Source organism: Paraburkholderia kururiensis JCM 10599 = LMG 19447 (genome assembly GCF_003986935.1).
Taxonomy (GTDB): domain Bacteria; phylum Pseudomonadota; class Gammaproteobacteria; order Burkholderiales; family Burkholderiaceae; genus Paraburkholderia; species Paraburkholderia kururiensis.
Map to the genome: position 1 here is coordinate 156,375 of NZ_RJZE01000008.1, position 15,948 is coordinate 172,322.

The 15,948-nt window shown below is 64.7% G+C and carries 10 protein-coding genes; 4 read left to right on the plus strand and 6 right to left on the minus strand.

Annotated features, from left to right (window positions below; translation table 11 throughout):
- Nucleotides 1–65: 65 nt before the first annotated feature.
- Complete coding sequence (locus PKKP23_RS11815; RefSeq protein WP_017775057.1) at nucleotides 66–884, minus strand: flagellin domain-containing protein; 819 nt, start codon at nucleotides 882–884, stop codon at nucleotides 66–68.
- A 568-nt stretch (nucleotides 885–1,452) separates the two neighbouring features.
- Here PKKP23_RS11815 and PKKP23_RS11820 point away from each other — a divergent pair.
- The 4 genes from PKKP23_RS11820 to PKKP23_RS11835 are packed head-to-tail and all read left to right on the plus strand — an operon-like array spanning nucleotide 1,453 to nucleotide 8,404.
- Nucleotides 1,453–2,712, plus strand: coding sequence for an efflux RND transporter periplasmic adaptor subunit (locus PKKP23_RS11820; RefSeq protein WP_240658950.1), 1,260 nt, complete (start codon nucleotides 1,453–1,455; stop codon nucleotides 2,710–2,712).
- Between the two features lie 7 nt (nucleotides 2,713–2,719).
- Nucleotides 2,720–5,869, plus strand: a complete 3,150-nt coding sequence (locus tag PKKP23_RS11825) for an efflux RND transporter permease subunit (protein WP_126877018.1) — start codon at nucleotides 2,720–2,722, stop codon at nucleotides 5,867–5,869.
- On the plus strand, nucleotides 5,866–7,425 hold the full coding sequence (locus tag PKKP23_RS11830; protein WP_126877019.1) for an efflux transporter outer membrane subunit: 1,560 nt from the start codon (nucleotides 5,866–5,868) through the stop codon (nucleotides 7,423–7,425). Before PKKP23_RS11825 ends, PKKP23_RS11830 begins: the two co-directional genes overlap by 4 nt.
- 22 nt (nucleotides 7,426–7,447) lie before the next feature.
- Entirely contained in the window at nucleotides 7,448–8,404 is a 957-nt protein-coding gene (locus PKKP23_RS11835; protein WP_126877020.1) for a VirK/YbjX family protein, read from the plus strand.
- A 74-nt stretch (nucleotides 8,405–8,478) separates the two neighbouring features.
- On the opposite strand, the gene PKKP23_RS11840 is transcribed toward PKKP23_RS11835, so the two are convergent.
- From PKKP23_RS11840 to PKKP23_RS11860, 5 genes are all read right to left on the minus strand, one after another.
- A complete protein-coding gene (locus tag PKKP23_RS11840; RefSeq protein ID WP_126877021.1) occupies nucleotides 8,479–9,480 on the minus strand; it encodes a WD40/YVTN/BNR-like repeat-containing protein in 1,002 nt (333 codons plus the stop codon).
- Nucleotides 9,481–9,488: 8 nt separating this feature from the next.
- Nucleotides 9,489–11,876, minus strand: a complete 2,388-nt coding sequence (locus tag PKKP23_RS11845; protein WP_126877022.1) for an efflux RND transporter permease subunit — start codon at nucleotides 11,874–11,876, stop codon at nucleotides 9,489–9,491.
- A gap of 38 nt (nucleotides 11,877–11,914) precedes the next feature.
- Nucleotides 11,915–13,543: a DUF1302 domain-containing protein gene (locus PKKP23_RS11850; RefSeq protein ID WP_017775064.1), complete on the minus strand. Its 1,629-nt coding sequence runs from the start codon at nucleotides 13,541–13,543 to the stop codon at nucleotides 11,915–11,917.
- A gap of 106 nt (nucleotides 13,544–13,649) precedes the next feature.
- Complete coding sequence (locus tag PKKP23_RS11855; RefSeq protein ID WP_126877023.1) at nucleotides 13,650–15,065, minus strand: DUF1329 domain-containing protein; 1,416 nt, start codon at nucleotides 15,063–15,065, stop codon at nucleotides 13,650–13,652.
- A gap of 204 nt (nucleotides 15,066–15,269) precedes the next feature.
- Nucleotides 15,270–15,944, minus strand: coding sequence for a cytochrome b (locus PKKP23_RS11860; RefSeq protein WP_017775066.1), 675 nt, complete (start codon nucleotides 15,942–15,944; stop codon nucleotides 15,270–15,272).
- Nucleotides 15,945–15,948: the final 4 nt, after the last annotated feature.

Consider the following 15,948-nt stretch of genomic DNA (forward strand, 5'->3'; position numbering starts at 1 on the left):
AAAAAAACGACGCTCGCAGCACGTGAGCGGCGCGCGGTGTCTCCGCGTGCCGCCGTTTTTTGTGCTTACTGCAAGAGCTTCAACACCTGCTGCGGCAGCGAGTTCGCTTGCGCAAGCACCGAGATACCGGCTTGCTGCAGCACTTGCGCCTTCGAAAGATTCGCCGTTTCCGAAGCAAAGTCCGCGTCCACAATTTGCGCCCGCGCGGAGTTCAGGTTGGTCGATTGCGTCTGCGTGTTGCTGATGGCCGACTGGAACGTGTTCTGCGTTGCGCCCAGCGTTGCCTGGAAGTTGTTGACTTGCGAGAGCGCTGCGTCGATTGCAGTAATGGCGTTCTGCGCGCCCGAGGTGGTCGAGATATCGACACCCGAGACACCGAGGCCTGCCGCGTTCCACGTGGTCGAGCCGAAACTGGCGGTGATCGTCTGGTTCGCCGACGCGCCGATCTGGAAGTTCACGCTGCCCAGACCGCCGAGCACGGCCTGACCGTTGAACGTGGTCTGCGTCTGCACCCGGTTGATTTCCGTGAGACGCGTGGCCACTTCGGTTTGCAGGTTCGCTTGCGCTGCCGAGCCGAGCGAGCCGTCGCCCGATTCCACGGCCAGCTGGCGAATGCGCTGCAGGTTGGCCACGGTCGACGAGATCGCGCCCGACGCGGTCTGCACCATCGAGATGCCGTTGTTCGCGTTCATCACGCCTTGATTCAGTGCATTGATGGCAGCGGTCTGGCTGGTGGCGATGGCGAGGCCGGCGGCGTCGTCCGCGGCGGTGTTCACACGCTTGCCCGACGACAGGCGGTTGATCGCTTGCGACAGGGCGCTTTGTGAACCGGAGAGGTTTGTCTGCGTCGTCAGCGACAGGATGTTGGTATTGATATTGAGCATCGGTGACCTCTTGAAAGTAAGAGATGGATAACGTGCGGTCAGGTTGCCGGCGATGGAAATTGCATCGTTATCGGGCAACCTTTCTCCGTTATCGGCCGATGGTTGTTTTTATTTAGGATCGTTAACCAAAAAATGCAGAAAAAAATACCGGCCTGTGGCCGGTGAAAAAAAGAGCTGTTGCTCTTGAGGAAGCGGGCCAATTATTTCAGCCGATTATGGACGTTTAATCGAGATTCAATGGATGGCATTTGAATACGAAAAATCCGTGCAACGGCGCTGCCTCCATTGAATCTCAACAGTATCTCAACACGATATGGGCGCTGCGCTCCGATGATCTAGCCGTTCCTCGCGCATATGCGGCATCGCATCGAGATTGCGGATTTTGTGAAAGCACAGATGCAAACCCACATGCGAGCGCGAGAAATGAATTGAACGCTGTTTGCACAAGGCTCCGGCCAGACCCTCGGAGTGCCAGGAGCCATTTGGCCGACCGCTTTCTGGGTCGGCTTTTTTTCACGCGGATGAAGCGCCTGAAAACCTGTGAAGTACTGGAGAGAACGTGTTCTACATGAAAGGCAAGCGCATCGCGAAGGGCGTGGCCGCTGCGGTGGTGCTGATGTCCCTTGCTGCATGCAAGGATCCCGGTGGCGCCGCGAATAGAGGCGCTGCACAGGAAAGTCCGCGCGCGCAGGTCAGTGTGGTGATGCTGCGTGCGCAGGCGGTGCCGCTTACCACCGAACTGTCGGGACGTGTGGTGGCCTCGCTGGAGGCCGAGGTTCGTCCGCAGGTCACGGGCATCATCCAGAAGCGTCTTTTCCGCGAAGGCGGCGAGGTGAAGGCCGGCGAGGCGCTGTACCAGATCGACCCGGCGACCTATCAGGCTGCGTACGACAGCGCACGTGCAGCGCTCGTGAAGGCCGAGGCCGCGGTGCCCGGCGCGCTGGCGAAGGCCGACCGCTATAGCGACCTCGTCAGGCGCAACGCCGTCAGCAAGCAGGAATACGAAGACGCGGCAGACGTGCTCGCGCAGGCCCGCGCCAACGTAGCCGTTGCCAAAGCCGCCGTGGAGACGGCGAGAATCGCGCTCGACTACACCACCATCCGCGCGCCGATCTCGGGCCGCATCGACCGGTCTTCGCTCACGCCAGGCGCGCTCGTCACGGCGGGTCAGGCCGTAGCGTTGACCACCATCCGCCAGATCGATCCGATCAACGTGGACCTCACGCAGTCCAGCGCGAGTCTGCTCGCGCTGCGCGAGGCAATCGAATCGGGACGTCTTCAGTCGGCGGGTTCCGGCGTAGGCGTGAGGCTGAAACTCGAGAACGGCACGCTTTATCCGTACGCCGGCAAACTCGAATTCGCCGAATCGAGCGTGAACCAGGCGACGGGCACTTACGTCCTGCGAGCCGTGCTGCGCAATCCCGCGCGTCTGCTGCTGCCCGGCATGTACGTGCGGGCATGGGTCGACGAGGGCACTGCGCCCCACGCGTTTCTGATCCCGCAGCGCGCAGTGAGCCGGGGCCTGCGCGGCGAGGCCACGGCGCTCTTCGTGCGCAACGGCAAGGTGGTGGAGCAGACCTTGACCGGTGCGCGGCAGGTCGGCAACGACTGGCTCGTGCAGACTGGCGTGGCCGATGGCGACCAGGTGATCGTGGAAGGTAGCCAGCTCGTAAGAGAAGGCGACGCCGTGACGGCGGTGCACGTCGAACTCGACAAGGCGACGGGCGCGGTTCGTCCCACGCGTGCCGTAGCTCGCGCGGATAACGCCGATTCGCCGGGCGCCCCACGCCCGGCGCTGATCCGCGACCGGCAGGCAAGCCGAAGCTGAGGGCGCGATGTCGGAATTCTTCATCAGGCGCCCCGTATTCGCGTGGGTCATCGCCATTGCCGTCATGCTGGGCGGGCTGCTTGCATTGCGAACGCTGCCTGTCGCGCAGTATCCCGAGATTGCGCCCACCACCATATCGATCAGCGCGTCTTACCCCGGCGCCGATGCGCAGACGGTGGAGAACTCCGTCACGCGCGTGATCGAGCAGGGCATGACGGGTCTCGACCATCTTCTGTACATGTCGGCCACCTCCAGCGCCACGGGCGAGGTGGAGATCCGGCTCACGTTCACGCAGGACGCCAACGCCGACGTGGCGCAGATGCAGGTGCAAAACAAGCTGCAACTCGTCGTCTCGCAGTTGCCGCAGATCGTTCAGAGCACAGGGCTTTCCGTGACGAAATCGTCGGCGGCCTTTCTGATGGTGATCGGCTTCGCGTCCGTGGACGGCAAATTGTCGTCCGCCGATCTGGACGACTACGTGGGCAGCACGCTCAACGAGACCATCAAGCGCGTGCCCGGCGTCGGCAACACGCAGTTGTTCGGCTCGGGCTACGCGATGCGGATCTGGCTCGACGCCGACAAGCTGGCGCGCTATGCGCTGATCCCGAGCGACATCGAGACTGCACTTAGAGCGCAGAACACGCAGGTATCGGCGGGGCAGCTCGGCGCCCAGCCGGCGCGCTCCGGGCAGCAGCTCAACGCCACCGTCACGGCGCGCAGCCGCCTGCAAACGCCGGCGGAATTCGGCGACGTCATCGTGAAGAGCGCGGCAGACGGTGCGATCGTGCGCCTGCGAGACGTGGCGCGCGTCGAGATTGGCGCGGAGAACTACACCTATGTCTCGCGCTACAACGGCATGCCGGCGTCGGGCCTTGGCATCAACCTCGCCACGGGCGCCAATGCCGTCGATACCGCGAGAGCGGTCAAGGCTGCCATCCATGCGCTTTCCGGCACGCTGCCCGCGGGCGTCAAGGTGTTCTATCCGTACGACACCACGCCGTTCGTGACGCGCTCCATCGACGAAGTGCTGAAGACCCTGGCCGAAGCCGTGGTGCTCGTGTTCATCGTCATGCTCGTGTTCCTGCAGAACGTGCGCGCCACGCTGATCCCGGCGCTCGCCATTCCCGTGGTGCTGCTCGGCACGCTCGGCGTGCTCGCCGTGTCCGGCTATTCGATCAACACGCTGACGATGTTCGCGATGGTGCTCGCCATCGGCCTGCTGGTGGACGACGCCATCGTCGTGGTGGAGAACGTGGAGCGCGTGATGGCGGAGCAGGGGCTTTCCGCACGCGAGGCCACGCGCAAGTCGATGGGCGAGATTACGGGCGCGCTGATCGGCATTGCCACGGTGCTCTCCGCCGTGTTCGTGCCGATGGCGTTTTTCTCCGGCGCAACCGGCGTGATCTATCGCCAGTTCTCTATCACCATCGTCACGGCCATGCTGCTTTCCGTGCTTGTGGCGCTCGTGTTCACGCCGGCGTTGTGCGCAACCCTGCTCAAACGCCGCGATGCAAACCACAAGGGCAATCACAACGGACGCGGCTTTGGCGCCTGGTTCATGCGTACCTTCGAACACGGCTCGCTCACGTATCGCGAGGGCGTGCGGGGCGTCATGGCGCGCGGCACCCGGTTCCTGCTCGCGTTCGTGGCGCTTCTCGTTGCGCTCGCGTGGCTCTTCACGCGGCTGCCCGGGTCGTTTCTGCCGGTGGAAGACCAGGGCATGGTGATGACGTCCGTCCAGTTGCCGGTGGGTGCCATGAGCGACCGCACCGCCCGCGTGCTCGACGAGGTCACGCACTACTACCTGCACAACGAGCGCGACGCAGTGGAAGGCGTCATGACGATCGAGGGCTTCGGCTTTGGCGGCTCGGGGCAGAACGTGGGGCTCGCCTTCGTGCGGCTCAAGGACTTCGACCAGCGGGGCTCGAAGCGGCTTTCGGCCGAGGCTGTCGTGCAGCGTGCCACCGAAGCGTTCGCGCGTATCAAGGACGCGCAGGTGTATGCGCTGCTGCCGCCCACCATCGAAGGCATGGGTACCTCGAACGGGTTCGATCTCTATCTGGAAGACAGCAACGGCGCCGGGCGCGACCGCTTGATGGGCGTGCGCGACCAGTTGTTGAGCGCGGCGGCCCGCAGCCCGCTGCTCGCGAATACGCGCCCGGCCGGCCAGGAGAACGCCCCGCAATTCGCCGTGGACATCGACGAGGAACAGGCGAGCGCGCTGGGCGTGAACCTGCACGACATCAACACGACGCTCTCCATCGCGTGGGGCAGCGACTACGTGAACGACTTCATCGACCGGGGCCGGGTCAAGAAGGTCTATCTGCAGGCCGACGCCGATTTCCGCATGCAGCCGTCCGACCTCGGCAGCTGGTTCGTGCGCAACGCGGGTGGCGCAATGGTGCCGTTCTCGTCGTTCGCGAGCGGCCGGTGGACGTCCGGTCCCCTGCAACTGGAGCGCTACAACGGCAGCGCCGCCGTGGAAATTCAGGGCGAAGCGGCGCCGGGCGTCAGTTCCGGCACGGCGATGAAGGAGATGGACCGCATTGCCGCGCAACTGCCTGCAGGCTACCGCCACGAGTGGACCGGGCTGTCCTGGCAGGAGCGCCTCTCGCGCAATCAGGCGGCCGCGCTGTACGCCATGTCGGTGCTCGTCGTGTTCCTCTGCCTCGCCGCGCTCTATGAAAGCTGGACCATTCCGCTTGCCGTCATGCTGGCCGCGCCCATCGGCATTGCGGGGGCCGTGGTGGCCGCGCTCGCCTTCGGTCAGACCAACGACGTCTATTTCAAGGTGGGGCTCTTGACCACCATCGGGCTTGCGGCGAAGAACGCCATTTTGATCGTGGAGTTCGCGCTGGATCGCGAGGCCCGCGGCGCCAGCGCCGCTCATGCCGTGCTCGAAGCGGCCACGCAACGGCTGCGGCCCATTCTGATGACCTCGTTCGCCTTCATTCTTGGCGTCGCGCCGCTCGCGTTTGCCACAGGCGCAGGCTCCGGCGCGCAGAACGCGATCGGCGTAGGCGTGATGGGCGGCATGGTTGCCTCCACGGTGTTGGGCGCGTTCTTCGTACCGCTGCTGTTCGTGGCGGTGCGCATGGCGTTCCCGGCCGCGCGAATGGACGACAACAAGGAAGACGACAGGGATGGTCCGCGATGAACGCCATCACATCGATCGTCATGAGCGTGACCGCGACATGCCATGCGCGCACCGCGGTGACGCTTGCAAGCGGTCTCGTGCTCGCCGGGTGCGCCGTGGGCCCCGACTATCGGCAACCCGAGATGGCTGTGCCCGATAAATGGGCCAGCGTCGGCGCCATGACGCCCGCCAGCCGGCCCGAACTCGCGCAGTGGTGGACGCGGCTCAACGATCCCTTGCTCGATGGGCTGATCGACGAAGCGGTTGCCGGCAATCTCGACGTGGCCACGGCGCGGGCGAAGGTGCGCGAAGCGCGTGCGCTCTATCGGCAGGCGGCGGGCACTGCGTGGCCGTCTTTGCGGGCAAGCGTTTCCGGAACGCGCTCCGGGGGACCGGGCCGCATGTCGCCGGGCGCTTCTTCCACCACTTCGTCCACCACTTCGTCCACCACCAACATCAACTCAGGCACGGGCAACGCAGGCGACCTGTTCCAGGCAGGCTTCGACGCAAGCTGGGAACTCGACCTGTTCGGTGCGAGCCGGCGGGCCCAGGAGGCCGCGAAGTACGGCGTCGACGCGGCGCAGTGGGGGCTCAGTGCAGCGCTCCTCACGCTGATCGGCGATGTGACGTCGTCGTATGTGCAGGCGCGCGGTTATCAGGCGCGGCTCGCGTTGGCGCGCGACACGGCTGCATCGCAGGAGGAAACAGCGCGCATCACGCGCCTCAAGTTCGAGGCCGGTGCTTCCTCGGGGCTCGATGCAGCCAACGCGGCGGGGCAGGCGCAAAGCACGCGGGCCGCCATTCCTGCTTTCGAGGCCGCTTATGCGCAGACCGTGCATGGCCTTTCCGTACTGACAGGCCAGCCGCCCGAGGCGTTGCTCGACCGCATGGAACAGCCGGAGCCGCTGCCCACGCCGACGCTGCCCGTCTCGCTCGGCGTGCCCGCAGACGTGCTGCTTGCGCGTCCCGATGTGCGTCTTGCGGAGCGTCGGTACGCGCAGTCCACGGCCAAAGTGGGGCAAGCCGAGGCCGCGCGTTACCCGAGCGTGAGCCTCACGGGAAGTCTCATAACCTCGGCCACGCGGCCGGGCGACCTGGGCCAGCGCTCCTCGATCGGCTGGGCGTTCGGACCTTCTCTCACGGTGCCGCTCTTCAACGGCGGGCGGCTCAAGGCCGGTGTCGAAGTGGCGCAGGCCGAGCGGGACCAATCCTTCATCGCGTGGCGCGCGGCCGTGTTGAACGCACTGAAGGACGTGGAAGGCGCGAGCGTCGCGCTGTACCAGGAGAACGAACGCATCGCGGCGCTGCGCACCTCCGCTGCCTCGTACCGCACCGCCGCGGATCTGGCTCGCCTGCTGTATCGCGCCGGCTCCACGAGCTTTCTCGACGTGCTCACGGCAGAGCGCTCGCTCTATCTGGCCGAGGACGCGCTGATCCAGAGCCGGGTGCTCTTCACGACGCACTACGTCGCGTTGAACAAGGCGCTGGGCGGCGGCTGGAACGGACACATCGATACGTCGACGCCGGAAGTCGTCGACGCCCACACCGGCCCGCATCTCGACACGACGCGGGACTGACCTCACTACGCGAGACACCAACATGCTCGTCGCACACGCATTGCGTTTTCTCCCCGAGTTCGTTCCAGGCAGCGATCTGAAATCGCGGTTCAGAAGAGTGCGCATCTGGATGTATGCGGCGCTTCATCCGCGCGCCGCCCGTTGCTGGTTCAACGCGCTTGTGGAGCACCGGGTGCTTGCCGATATCGCGCGGCACGACCGGCGCTTTGCGGAGCGGCCGTTTCATGGGCTCGCGCAGTTGCATCTGGGCGCGCTTGAGCGTGTAGCGATGATTCGGGACCACCACGTTCTGATGGAACGCCTGCTGGGCGACGCGCTCACGCGGCGTATCTATCTGATGGGCGAGCACGTCGTGCTGGCCGCGTGTCCGCCGTTCTCGATCGTGCTGAAGAGCGTGACGCGCTGCCGGCGCGAGGGACTGTTGACCGTCGCATGCACGGACGCCGAAACCGGCGTCGATCTCGCATGGGCCACGCTCACGCTCGAAATGCGATATGACACGCGCACGCCGGGGCTCTTCATCGGTGGCCTGCAGGGGCCGGGCGGTGAGCACCGCGAGCGCGTGCGCATCGCCACGCGGGCGAGCCATGGGCTGCGCCCGAAGGCGGCGGTCATGGAGGCGATCGGCGCGTTGTGCGAGCTGCTGGATATCCGCTCGCTCACAGCGGTGGCGCGCTCGGCGCATGTATCGAGTGCAGGCACCGACGCGTTCCGCTCCGACTACGACGCGTTCTGGCAAGAGTTGGGCGGAACGCGAGCGGGGGACCGTTTCGCGTTGCCGCTGGTGCCGCCGCATCGCACGATCGACCAGGTGCCGTCGAACAAGCGAGCGGCGTTCCGGCGCCGGCAGACATTGATCGCGCAGATGAAGGAACAGCTTCGGTACTGCGTGGAGCGCGTGAGGCACGAGAGCTCGCCGCGCAGCGATCCGCCCGCACGGAAGGAGACGGCGCCGACACTGGCGTATGCGGTGCAGTGAGCGACGCGAAAGCGCTGTCTGCGCGATGTAGGCGCAGGCGCTTCTTTCGCTTCCGCCGTCGCGCCTGATGTGCCTTATTTTGCGAGTGCCTGGATGGGTGCGTCGGCCACTACACCTTCTCGCGAATACAGCACGGCATGACAGGACGCATCGAAGGCCACGGCCGTCAACGGCAAGCGGTCCTGGCGCACGTTGGAGGCAAACGACGCTCCGCCATCGTCGCTGTGCACGACGAGACCATCCAGACCCACGCCGACGATAGTCGAGCCGCACAGCACGAGCGACGCGATGGACGACTTGCTCTGCGTTTCCACGCGTTGCCACGTTTCGCCGTGATCGGCGCTCTTGTACAGCGAGCCGCGCAGGCCGCCGACAAACAGCGTGCCGTCGGCAGCGGCTGCGCCGGTCCAGAACGATCCCTTGTAGCCGGTGCTGAGGTAGCGCCAGTGCGCGCCGCGATCGTCGGAACGCAGCACCATGCCGCGTTCGGCCGGCGCGTAGAGCCGGTCCTGTGCGTCCACGAAGAGGCCTTGCAGATTCAGGTCCGCGCGTTGCCCCTCGCCGGGGGAGGGCAACGTGACTGCTCGCCAGTGCGCTCCGCCATCCGACGTTTCCAGCGTCAGCGACCACAGGCCGACGGCCACACCGTGATCCGCGTCGAAGAAGTGGACCGCGAACAGCGGACGGTCGGTCTTCGTGTCGCTGCGTTGCAGTTGCCAGGTTTCGCCGCCGTCCGTGGTGCGCAGCACGACGCCCCAGTGGCCCACGGCCCAGCCTTGCCGCGCATCGACGAACGAGACGGAGGTCAACGTGACGTCCACCGGCACGCGTTTCGCCTGCCGGTGGGTCTTGCCGCCGTCATCGGAGAGCAGAACGACACCATGGTCGCCCACCGCGACGATGCGCGAGCCGGCTGTGGCAGTGCCCAGCATCGTGGCCGAGGCCGCATACGGCACGGAGGCGGCCGGTGCAGCCAACGGTGCGGGTGGCACGTTGTCCGTCGTCACGGCGGCCAGGGCGACGAGCGGCAAAGACAGAAGCGCCGCGCAGGCGAGAGCAGAGAGGCGAGAAGTCATGGCGGCGTTCAATGATGTTGGAGTCCGGTTGCGTGCACGGGGCGGCGGCGCGGGAAGAGCTTTTCGAGCCAGACGACCATGGCGGGCAGCGCGGTCATCGCCATCACCATGTTCACCATGAACATGAAGGCGAGCAGCTTGCCCATGTCGGCCTGAAATTTCAGCTGCGAGAACGACCACGTCGCCACGCCAATGGCGAGCGTGATGGCCGTGAAAATGGTGGCCGTGCCCACTTCGAGAATTGCGTGCTCGATGGCCTTCACGGTGGGCTGGCCGTTGGCCACGTGCAGCAACAGGCGGTTGTAGATATAGAACGCGTAGTCCACGCCGATGCCCACCGCGAGCACCATCACAGGCAGCGTGGCTACCGTGAGGCCGATCTGCAGTTCCTTCATGAACCAGTAGCCCACGAAGGTGCCCACCGTCAGCGGCAGACAGCACGCGATAACAGCGCGCAGATCGCGATAGACCAGGAACACCAGAATCACGATGGCCGCGTACACGTAAAGCATCATCGGCAGTTCACTTCTGGCCACTTCGTCGTTGATGGCGGCCAGCACGCCGGCATTGCCCGAGGCGAGCCGCATGCTCACGCCCGGCGGCGCGCTGGTGGTGCGGAACGCCTTCACCGCGTCGATGACGCGCTGGATCGTGGTGGCCTTGTGGTCGGTGAGGAAGAGGTTCACGGCGGTCATGCTGCAGTCTTTGCGCATCGTGCCGCGCACGCGCGCAATTTCCGTGGAGAGCGCGGCGTAATTGGCAGGGTCGATGGGCACCACGCTCATCTTCGGATTGCCTTCGTTATAGCCTTCGTTGTAGAGCCTCAATTGTGCGGAGTAAGACGCTGCGGAAAGCACGCCGTCCACGTGCTGCATGGCCCACGTAAAGCGGTCCTGGTAGAGGCCGATGTTGACGTTGTTGCAACTCTCCGGCGGCGCTTCGAAGATCACCGTCAGCCAGTCGAGGCCCGTATCGAAGTTGCTGGAGATAGCCACGGCGTCGCGGTTAAAACGTGCATCGGCGCGTAGTTCGGGAGCGCCTGGCTGCAACGTGCCCACCACGCGATCGCGGCCTTGCCATACCGCCACCGCGAAAACGCAGGCGGTGAGCGCCAGCACGACGAGCGCATTGCGCGGTTCCGCCACGCGAGCCACCACGCGCAGCCAGGACGCCTGGTGTTCACGGCGAACCAGCGCCTTGTCCGCGTAGGCCTTGCTCACGTTGAAGAAGGAGGCTGCCACGGGCAGCATCACGAGGTTCGTGACGATCTTGTACGCCACGCCGAGCGAAGCCGCGATGGCCAGCTCCCGCACCATCGGAATGGGGATCAAGAGCAGCGTGATGAACGAGACGAACGCCGTGACGAGCGCGAGCGTGCCGGGAATCAGCAGTCCGCTGAAGCTGTCGCGGCACGCGTCGAAGTTGGAATGCCCATGCGAAATACCGCGCACGATGTAGTTGATCTGCTGCACGCCATGCGACACGCCGATGGCGAACACAAGAAACGGCACCAGCACCGCGAGCGGATCGAGCCCGAAGCCGAGCAGGCGCAGCGTGCCGAACTGCCAGACCAGTGACGTGAGCGAACACAGAACGGGGAGCAGGGTAAAGCGCAGCGAGCGGCAGTACCAGTACACGGCGGCGGCCGTGAGCAGCAACGCAATGGCGCAGAACTTGAACACGGAACGCGCGCCGTCGGCGATGTCGCCTATCTGCTTGGCGAAACCGATGATCTGGATTTCGAAGTCGCCGTCTTCGAACTTCGAACGAATGCGCTGTTCGAGCAGATGGTTGTAATCCACGTAGTCGAGCTTGGCGCCGTGGGCGTCGTATTCGAGCAGCTCGGCGGTGATCATCGCGCTCGTTTCGTCGCGCGAGACCAGCGTGCCGACGAAGCCCCCTTGTCTTGCCGCGCGCCGGATATTGCCGATGGTTTCGCTATCGAGTTGCGCGGGCGTGATCGTGCTGTCGATCAGCGGGTCCGCGCGAAAGCCGTCCTCGGTAATTTCATTCACGAAGCTGTTGGGCGTCCACAGCGACTGCACGCCCAGCCGTTCGATGTTGGGCAGGAAGATGACCGCCTGCGTCACGTCGTAAAGCCGCTTGAGCGCCGCGGCATTCCAGATGTTGCCGTGGCGCGCCTTGACGACGATGTTCAGGCGGTTCGCTCCCAAGGTGTCGTTGCGATATTTCTCGAACGTCTGGATGTACTCGTGCCCGACGGGCATCTGCTTGTCGAAGCCCGCATCCATGCGCAACTGCGTGGCGAACCACGCCATGACGAGCGTGAACACGGCGAGGGCGGCAAGAATGAGGCGCCGGTGAGAAAAGACGAATGCTTCGAAGCGGAGCACGGCGCGTTGCAGCGCCGTGGTGGTGTCGGGCGGAGTGGGCATGGCGCGGGAACGGTTTGCTTGAGAGGGGACGGCTTCGGTCAGAAGTTGCGCGACAGCGTGAGGCCGACGAAATTGCGGTCGCGATATGGCTGGTCGAATACGCTCTTGCCGCCGAAGAATGCGGAGTAGTTGATAGCGGCCTGCCAGTTCGCCGGGTTCTGGATGAACGTCACGACGAGATTGACCGACTTCGCGCCTTCCATGAACTGGCCCACGGCATTCGGCGTTCTACCGCTCACGGCCTGGAAGTAATAGACCTCGGGAATCACCTGCCAGCCCGGAATCAGTTTGCCGTCGTACACCCAGCTGAAGTCCAGGTTATAGCCCCACGACGTTTTCGTGCCCACGGGCCTGGGCGTGCCGTTGGCGCTGTACTCCTGGCCCCATCCCCATGCGCCTGCGGAAATCGGGTCGTTGCCGTAGTACTGCTTGAGGCCCGGGTAGCTCACCACCACGGCTTCGGCCATGAGCGTGGCGGTGTCCGCCCCCAGCAGCTTCAGGATGGTGTGGGCGTTGCTGGGCGTGAGGCTCAGCATGCCCGTAAGGTGCCACTGAAACTTCTTTTCGTTGGCCCAGCAGTTGCCGTTGTTCGACGCGCAGCCGCTCACGGCCGGGTTGAGCGCGACGGCATCGCGCGGGCGATACGACAGTTCGGTGCCGATGGCCCAGTCGCCTATCGGCATGTTCGCGCTGATGCCGAAGAGGCGCCGGTCTTCGGCATACGCCCAGCCCGAATGGCCCGTGCCGCCCGCGTTCGTGCTGAAATTCGGCGACTTGTCGTTGTAGCTCATCACGTAGAAGCCGAGATTCACCGGCGTGCCCGCGGGCTGCCAGCGCAGCGCGGTGCCCCATTGCCCGCCGTTCTTCGGCTTGACCTCGATGAGCCCGTAGGCGTCGTGGCCCCGGCCCATGCCGTTGGCGAACGACCAATAGCTGCCCGAAGGCGGCAGGTAGTTGCCGTTCCAGTTGCTCTGGATATAGGTCTCCAGATTGAGCCCGTGGCCGAGGCCCGTTGCGAAGCTCGCGATAGGCGCGGGAAGCACCGCTTCTTTCAGCTGCGTGCCCGGCTGCGAGAGGCGCATCACGTCGATGGCATTGGTGGCGTTGATGCCGCCCGGCAGGAACAGGCTTTCGCCCCAGCTGATGACCTGATTACCCACGCGCACGCGCGCCGTTTCGCCGAACAGCTGAAACGACTTGCTGACCCAGAGGTCGAGCAGGCGAGCCTTGAAACGCAGGTCCGAACTCGCATCGGACGCCTGGCCGCTCGTGAGATACGACGGCGTGGCCGGGCTCAGGTAGCCGGTGGTGTGCGTGGCGGTGAAGTCGCGTATCCAGTTCACCCGCCCGAGGAAGGTGAAGTCGTCCGGCATCTTGAGCAGCAGTTCGTGACTGCCTTTCAGGTACGTCGTGAACGCATCGCCTTTGGCGTAGTTCAGGTTGCCCTGATCGCCCATGGAAGACGTGGGCGCGAGGCAGCCGGCCGGGGCGCCTGCTCCGGTCGCGCCCGCCGTAATGAGATCGCAGGCGGGCGACTTGGCGCGTATGCCGGTACCTACCGAGATGGTCGAATCGAAACTGCCTCTTACGTCGCTGAACTCGAAGTCGGCCGCTTGCGCGCCGACTGCTGAAAGCAGACCGCAGACAGATGCGGCGGCCGTGCGCATGCGAATCCCCTGGACACCGGACATGGTTGATCTCCTTGGCTTGTCTGTTTTGTGGGTGCTGGAACGACCCGGAATGACTGAGCGGGAATGACCCAGCGGGAACGACTCAGCGCTCGCTGATGGCGCGCAGGTTTTCAGCGGTGTAGAAGTCAGCGCGCATGCGCGGCCCCGTGGGTTCCGTGAAATAGCGAACGTCCTTGCCGACGCCGGCAGCGTGCGTGTCGAACACGTAGCGGCCTTCGGCCAGGTTGTTCTGCACCATGGCCATCACGTCGCAGGTGCCGGTTTCGTAGACGGGAATGAGGAAGCCTTCGCGCATCTTGGCAAGCTTGTCCTGACCGTCGAAGTCGTCCATCAGCACGGGGGCCCAGCTGTCTTCGTCCAGGTACACCACGCGCCGCGGGGCCGAGTGCCGCATGCCGGCCTTCACCGTGGCTTCGACCACCCATACGCGATGCAACTCGTAGCGGCGATGGCTCGGCGCGATGAAGTTGTTCTGGGCGATGTCTTCGAACTTCGACTGGAAGTCGAAGGCGCCGAAGTCGTTATAGGGCACGTAGATTTCCTTCTTGCCCACGAGCTTCCAGTTGAAGCGGTCCAGCGCGCCGTTGAACACGTTCGGTTCGTCCAGCGTGTACTGGTTTTCCATGCCGATCTGCGGCGCGTCATGCGAGTAGGCCGGCATGCGGCGCACGCGGCGCTGGCCCGGGAAGTAATAGAAGGTCTCGTTTTCCGGTTGGTTCAGATACTGCGTGATGGCGAGTGCCTGGCCCGCGAGCGCCGTGGGCGAGAGATAGGCGAAGTACACATAGAACTCGACGGGCGGGTAGGACGAGAGCGCGTGCGATCCTTTCTCGCCCCACGGAATGAAGAGCGTCTGCTCGGACTCGGCACGAATCCATTCGCTGCCGCCGCGGCGTGGCGACACGGCGGTGATGGTCTTCTTGTAGTCGATGCCCACGCCGCGATAGCGCAGCTTCGCGTTCCACATGGCTTCCACGCCGGTGGATGGAATGGGGAACGGGTAGCCCGGCACGGTGGCGTCCTTGATGCTCCAGCCGTCGTCGTTGAGTTTGGCCGTGCCCACGTTCTTGCGCGTGTTGGCCGCAACGAAGTCGGGCACGCCGCAGGTGCGGTGCGAAGGGTAGACGTCCATGCGATAGCCCTTCGTTTGCCGGATCATGGCGGCCTCGCCGGCGGAAAGGTGGTCCGCGTATTTATCGACGTTCGAGGCATCGATGGAAAAGAGCGGCTTTTCGTCCTTGTGCTTCCAGTACGCGAGGCGCAGCTTGCCCCATTCCCAGCCGGGCAACGGCGCTTCGGCGCCTTGCCACGCGGGAATGGTGCCGTCCTTGTTGGCTTCTTTTTCCGCGCCCGATGGCGTGAGCCGGTCCAGTGCAGCGGGGTCCGCGCCCACGGCCATGCCGGTGCCGAAAAGGAGGCTGGCGGCGAGCGTGGCGCTCAGTGTGGTTTTCAGGGTGGTGCTTGCACAGGCGGTGCGCCGGAATCGTTTTGTCTTCATGTCGTTTCCTCGAGTGAGTTGAATCGCTTTCAATGCTTGCGGATGGAGTGGGCGCGATCTGCACATGCGTGGGAACGACCGGCATTTCGCGGACGAACGCATCCCTCACGAAGCCGGCCTCAAGGCGGAGAGACTCCAGCCTTGAGCGCGGTGCTTCGTGATTTCGGGATCGCTTCGGAAGTACGGGAACGGCTTGCGGCGGGGCTAACGGTGGTTGGGCTGAGTGGCGGCAGTGGGCGCCCCGGTGGCGGGTTCGTCGTGCTGCGCGAGCGGCAGCATGCGTTTGAGCACCGCGTCTTTACGCACGAAGTGATGCACGAGAGCCGCGCCCGCATGAATCACGACGAGCGGCCAGGCCACCCATTGGCCGATGAAGCTGTGCACGGCCCACATCACGTCTTCCAGACCCGTTACGGAGAGACCGAAGATCGACCGGATCCACGCCGCGAACGCCGTGTTCCGGCATGCGGGAATGACGAAGAAGCCGAAGTTCGTGGGGTCGTAGGTGGTCATGTAGCCTGAAACGGGCATCAGAATCAGCAGGGCGTAGAGCGCCCAGTGCGCCACGTCTGCTGCGCGGTTCTCGATGCGCGAATGCGAAAGGTGGCGCGGCACGATGCCGAAGATCCGCCATAGCAGGCGGGGCAGCGTGAGAAACGCGATCGTGATGCCCAGAATCCAGTGGATGTTGAGAATGGGCACCACGCGCGCTGCGTTCGGCGTGGTGCCGAAGAGGGCGGGCTTGATGCTCGTCTCCGGGTCGACGAACCAGATGACGTAGTAGACGACCACATACGCGGTAATGAACGCCGCGGCGGTCAGCCAGTGGAACAGCATCGAGACATTGCCGTAGGACTCCAGCGTGTTTCTCCAGCGCATGGCG

Excerpts from the sequence above, each read along its gene's own strand:
- PKKP23_RS11860 (WP_017775066.1), bottom strand. The coding sequence starts at position 15,944 with ATGCGCTGGAGAAACACGCTGGAGTCCTACGGCAATGTCTCGATGCTG.
- PKKP23_RS11820 (WP_240658950.1), top strand. The coding sequence starts at position 1,453 with ATGAAAGGCAAGCGCATCGCGAAGGGCGTGGCCGCTGCGGTGGTGCTG.
- PKKP23_RS11825 (WP_126877018.1), top strand. The coding sequence starts at position 2,720 with ATGTCGGAATTCTTCATCAGGCGCCCCGTATTCGCGTGGGTCATCGCC.
- PKKP23_RS11855 (WP_126877023.1), bottom strand. The coding sequence starts at position 15,065 with ATGAAGACAAAACGATTCCGGCGCACCGCCTGTGCAAGCACCACCCTG.
- PKKP23_RS11850 (WP_017775064.1), bottom strand. The coding sequence starts at position 13,543 with ATGCGCACGGCCGCCGCATCTGTCTGCGGTCTGCTTTCAGCAGTCGGC.
- PKKP23_RS11835 (WP_126877020.1), top strand. The coding sequence starts at position 7,448 with ATGCTCGTCGCACACGCATTGCGTTTTCTCCCCGAGTTCGTTCCAGGC.
- PKKP23_RS11845 (WP_126877022.1), bottom strand. The coding sequence starts at position 11,876 with ATGCCCACTCCGCCCGACACCACCACGGCGCTGCAACGCGCCGTGCTC.
- PKKP23_RS11815 (WP_017775057.1), bottom strand. The coding sequence starts at position 884 with ATGCTCAATATCAATACCAACATCCTGTCGCTGACGACGCAGACAAAC.
- PKKP23_RS11840 (WP_126877021.1), bottom strand. The coding sequence starts at position 9,480 with ATGACTTCTCGCCTCTCTGCTCTCGCCTGCGCGGCGCTTCTGTCTTTG.
- PKKP23_RS11830 (WP_126877019.1), top strand. The coding sequence starts at position 5,866 with ATGAACGCCATCACATCGATCGTCATGAGCGTGACCGCGACATGCCAT.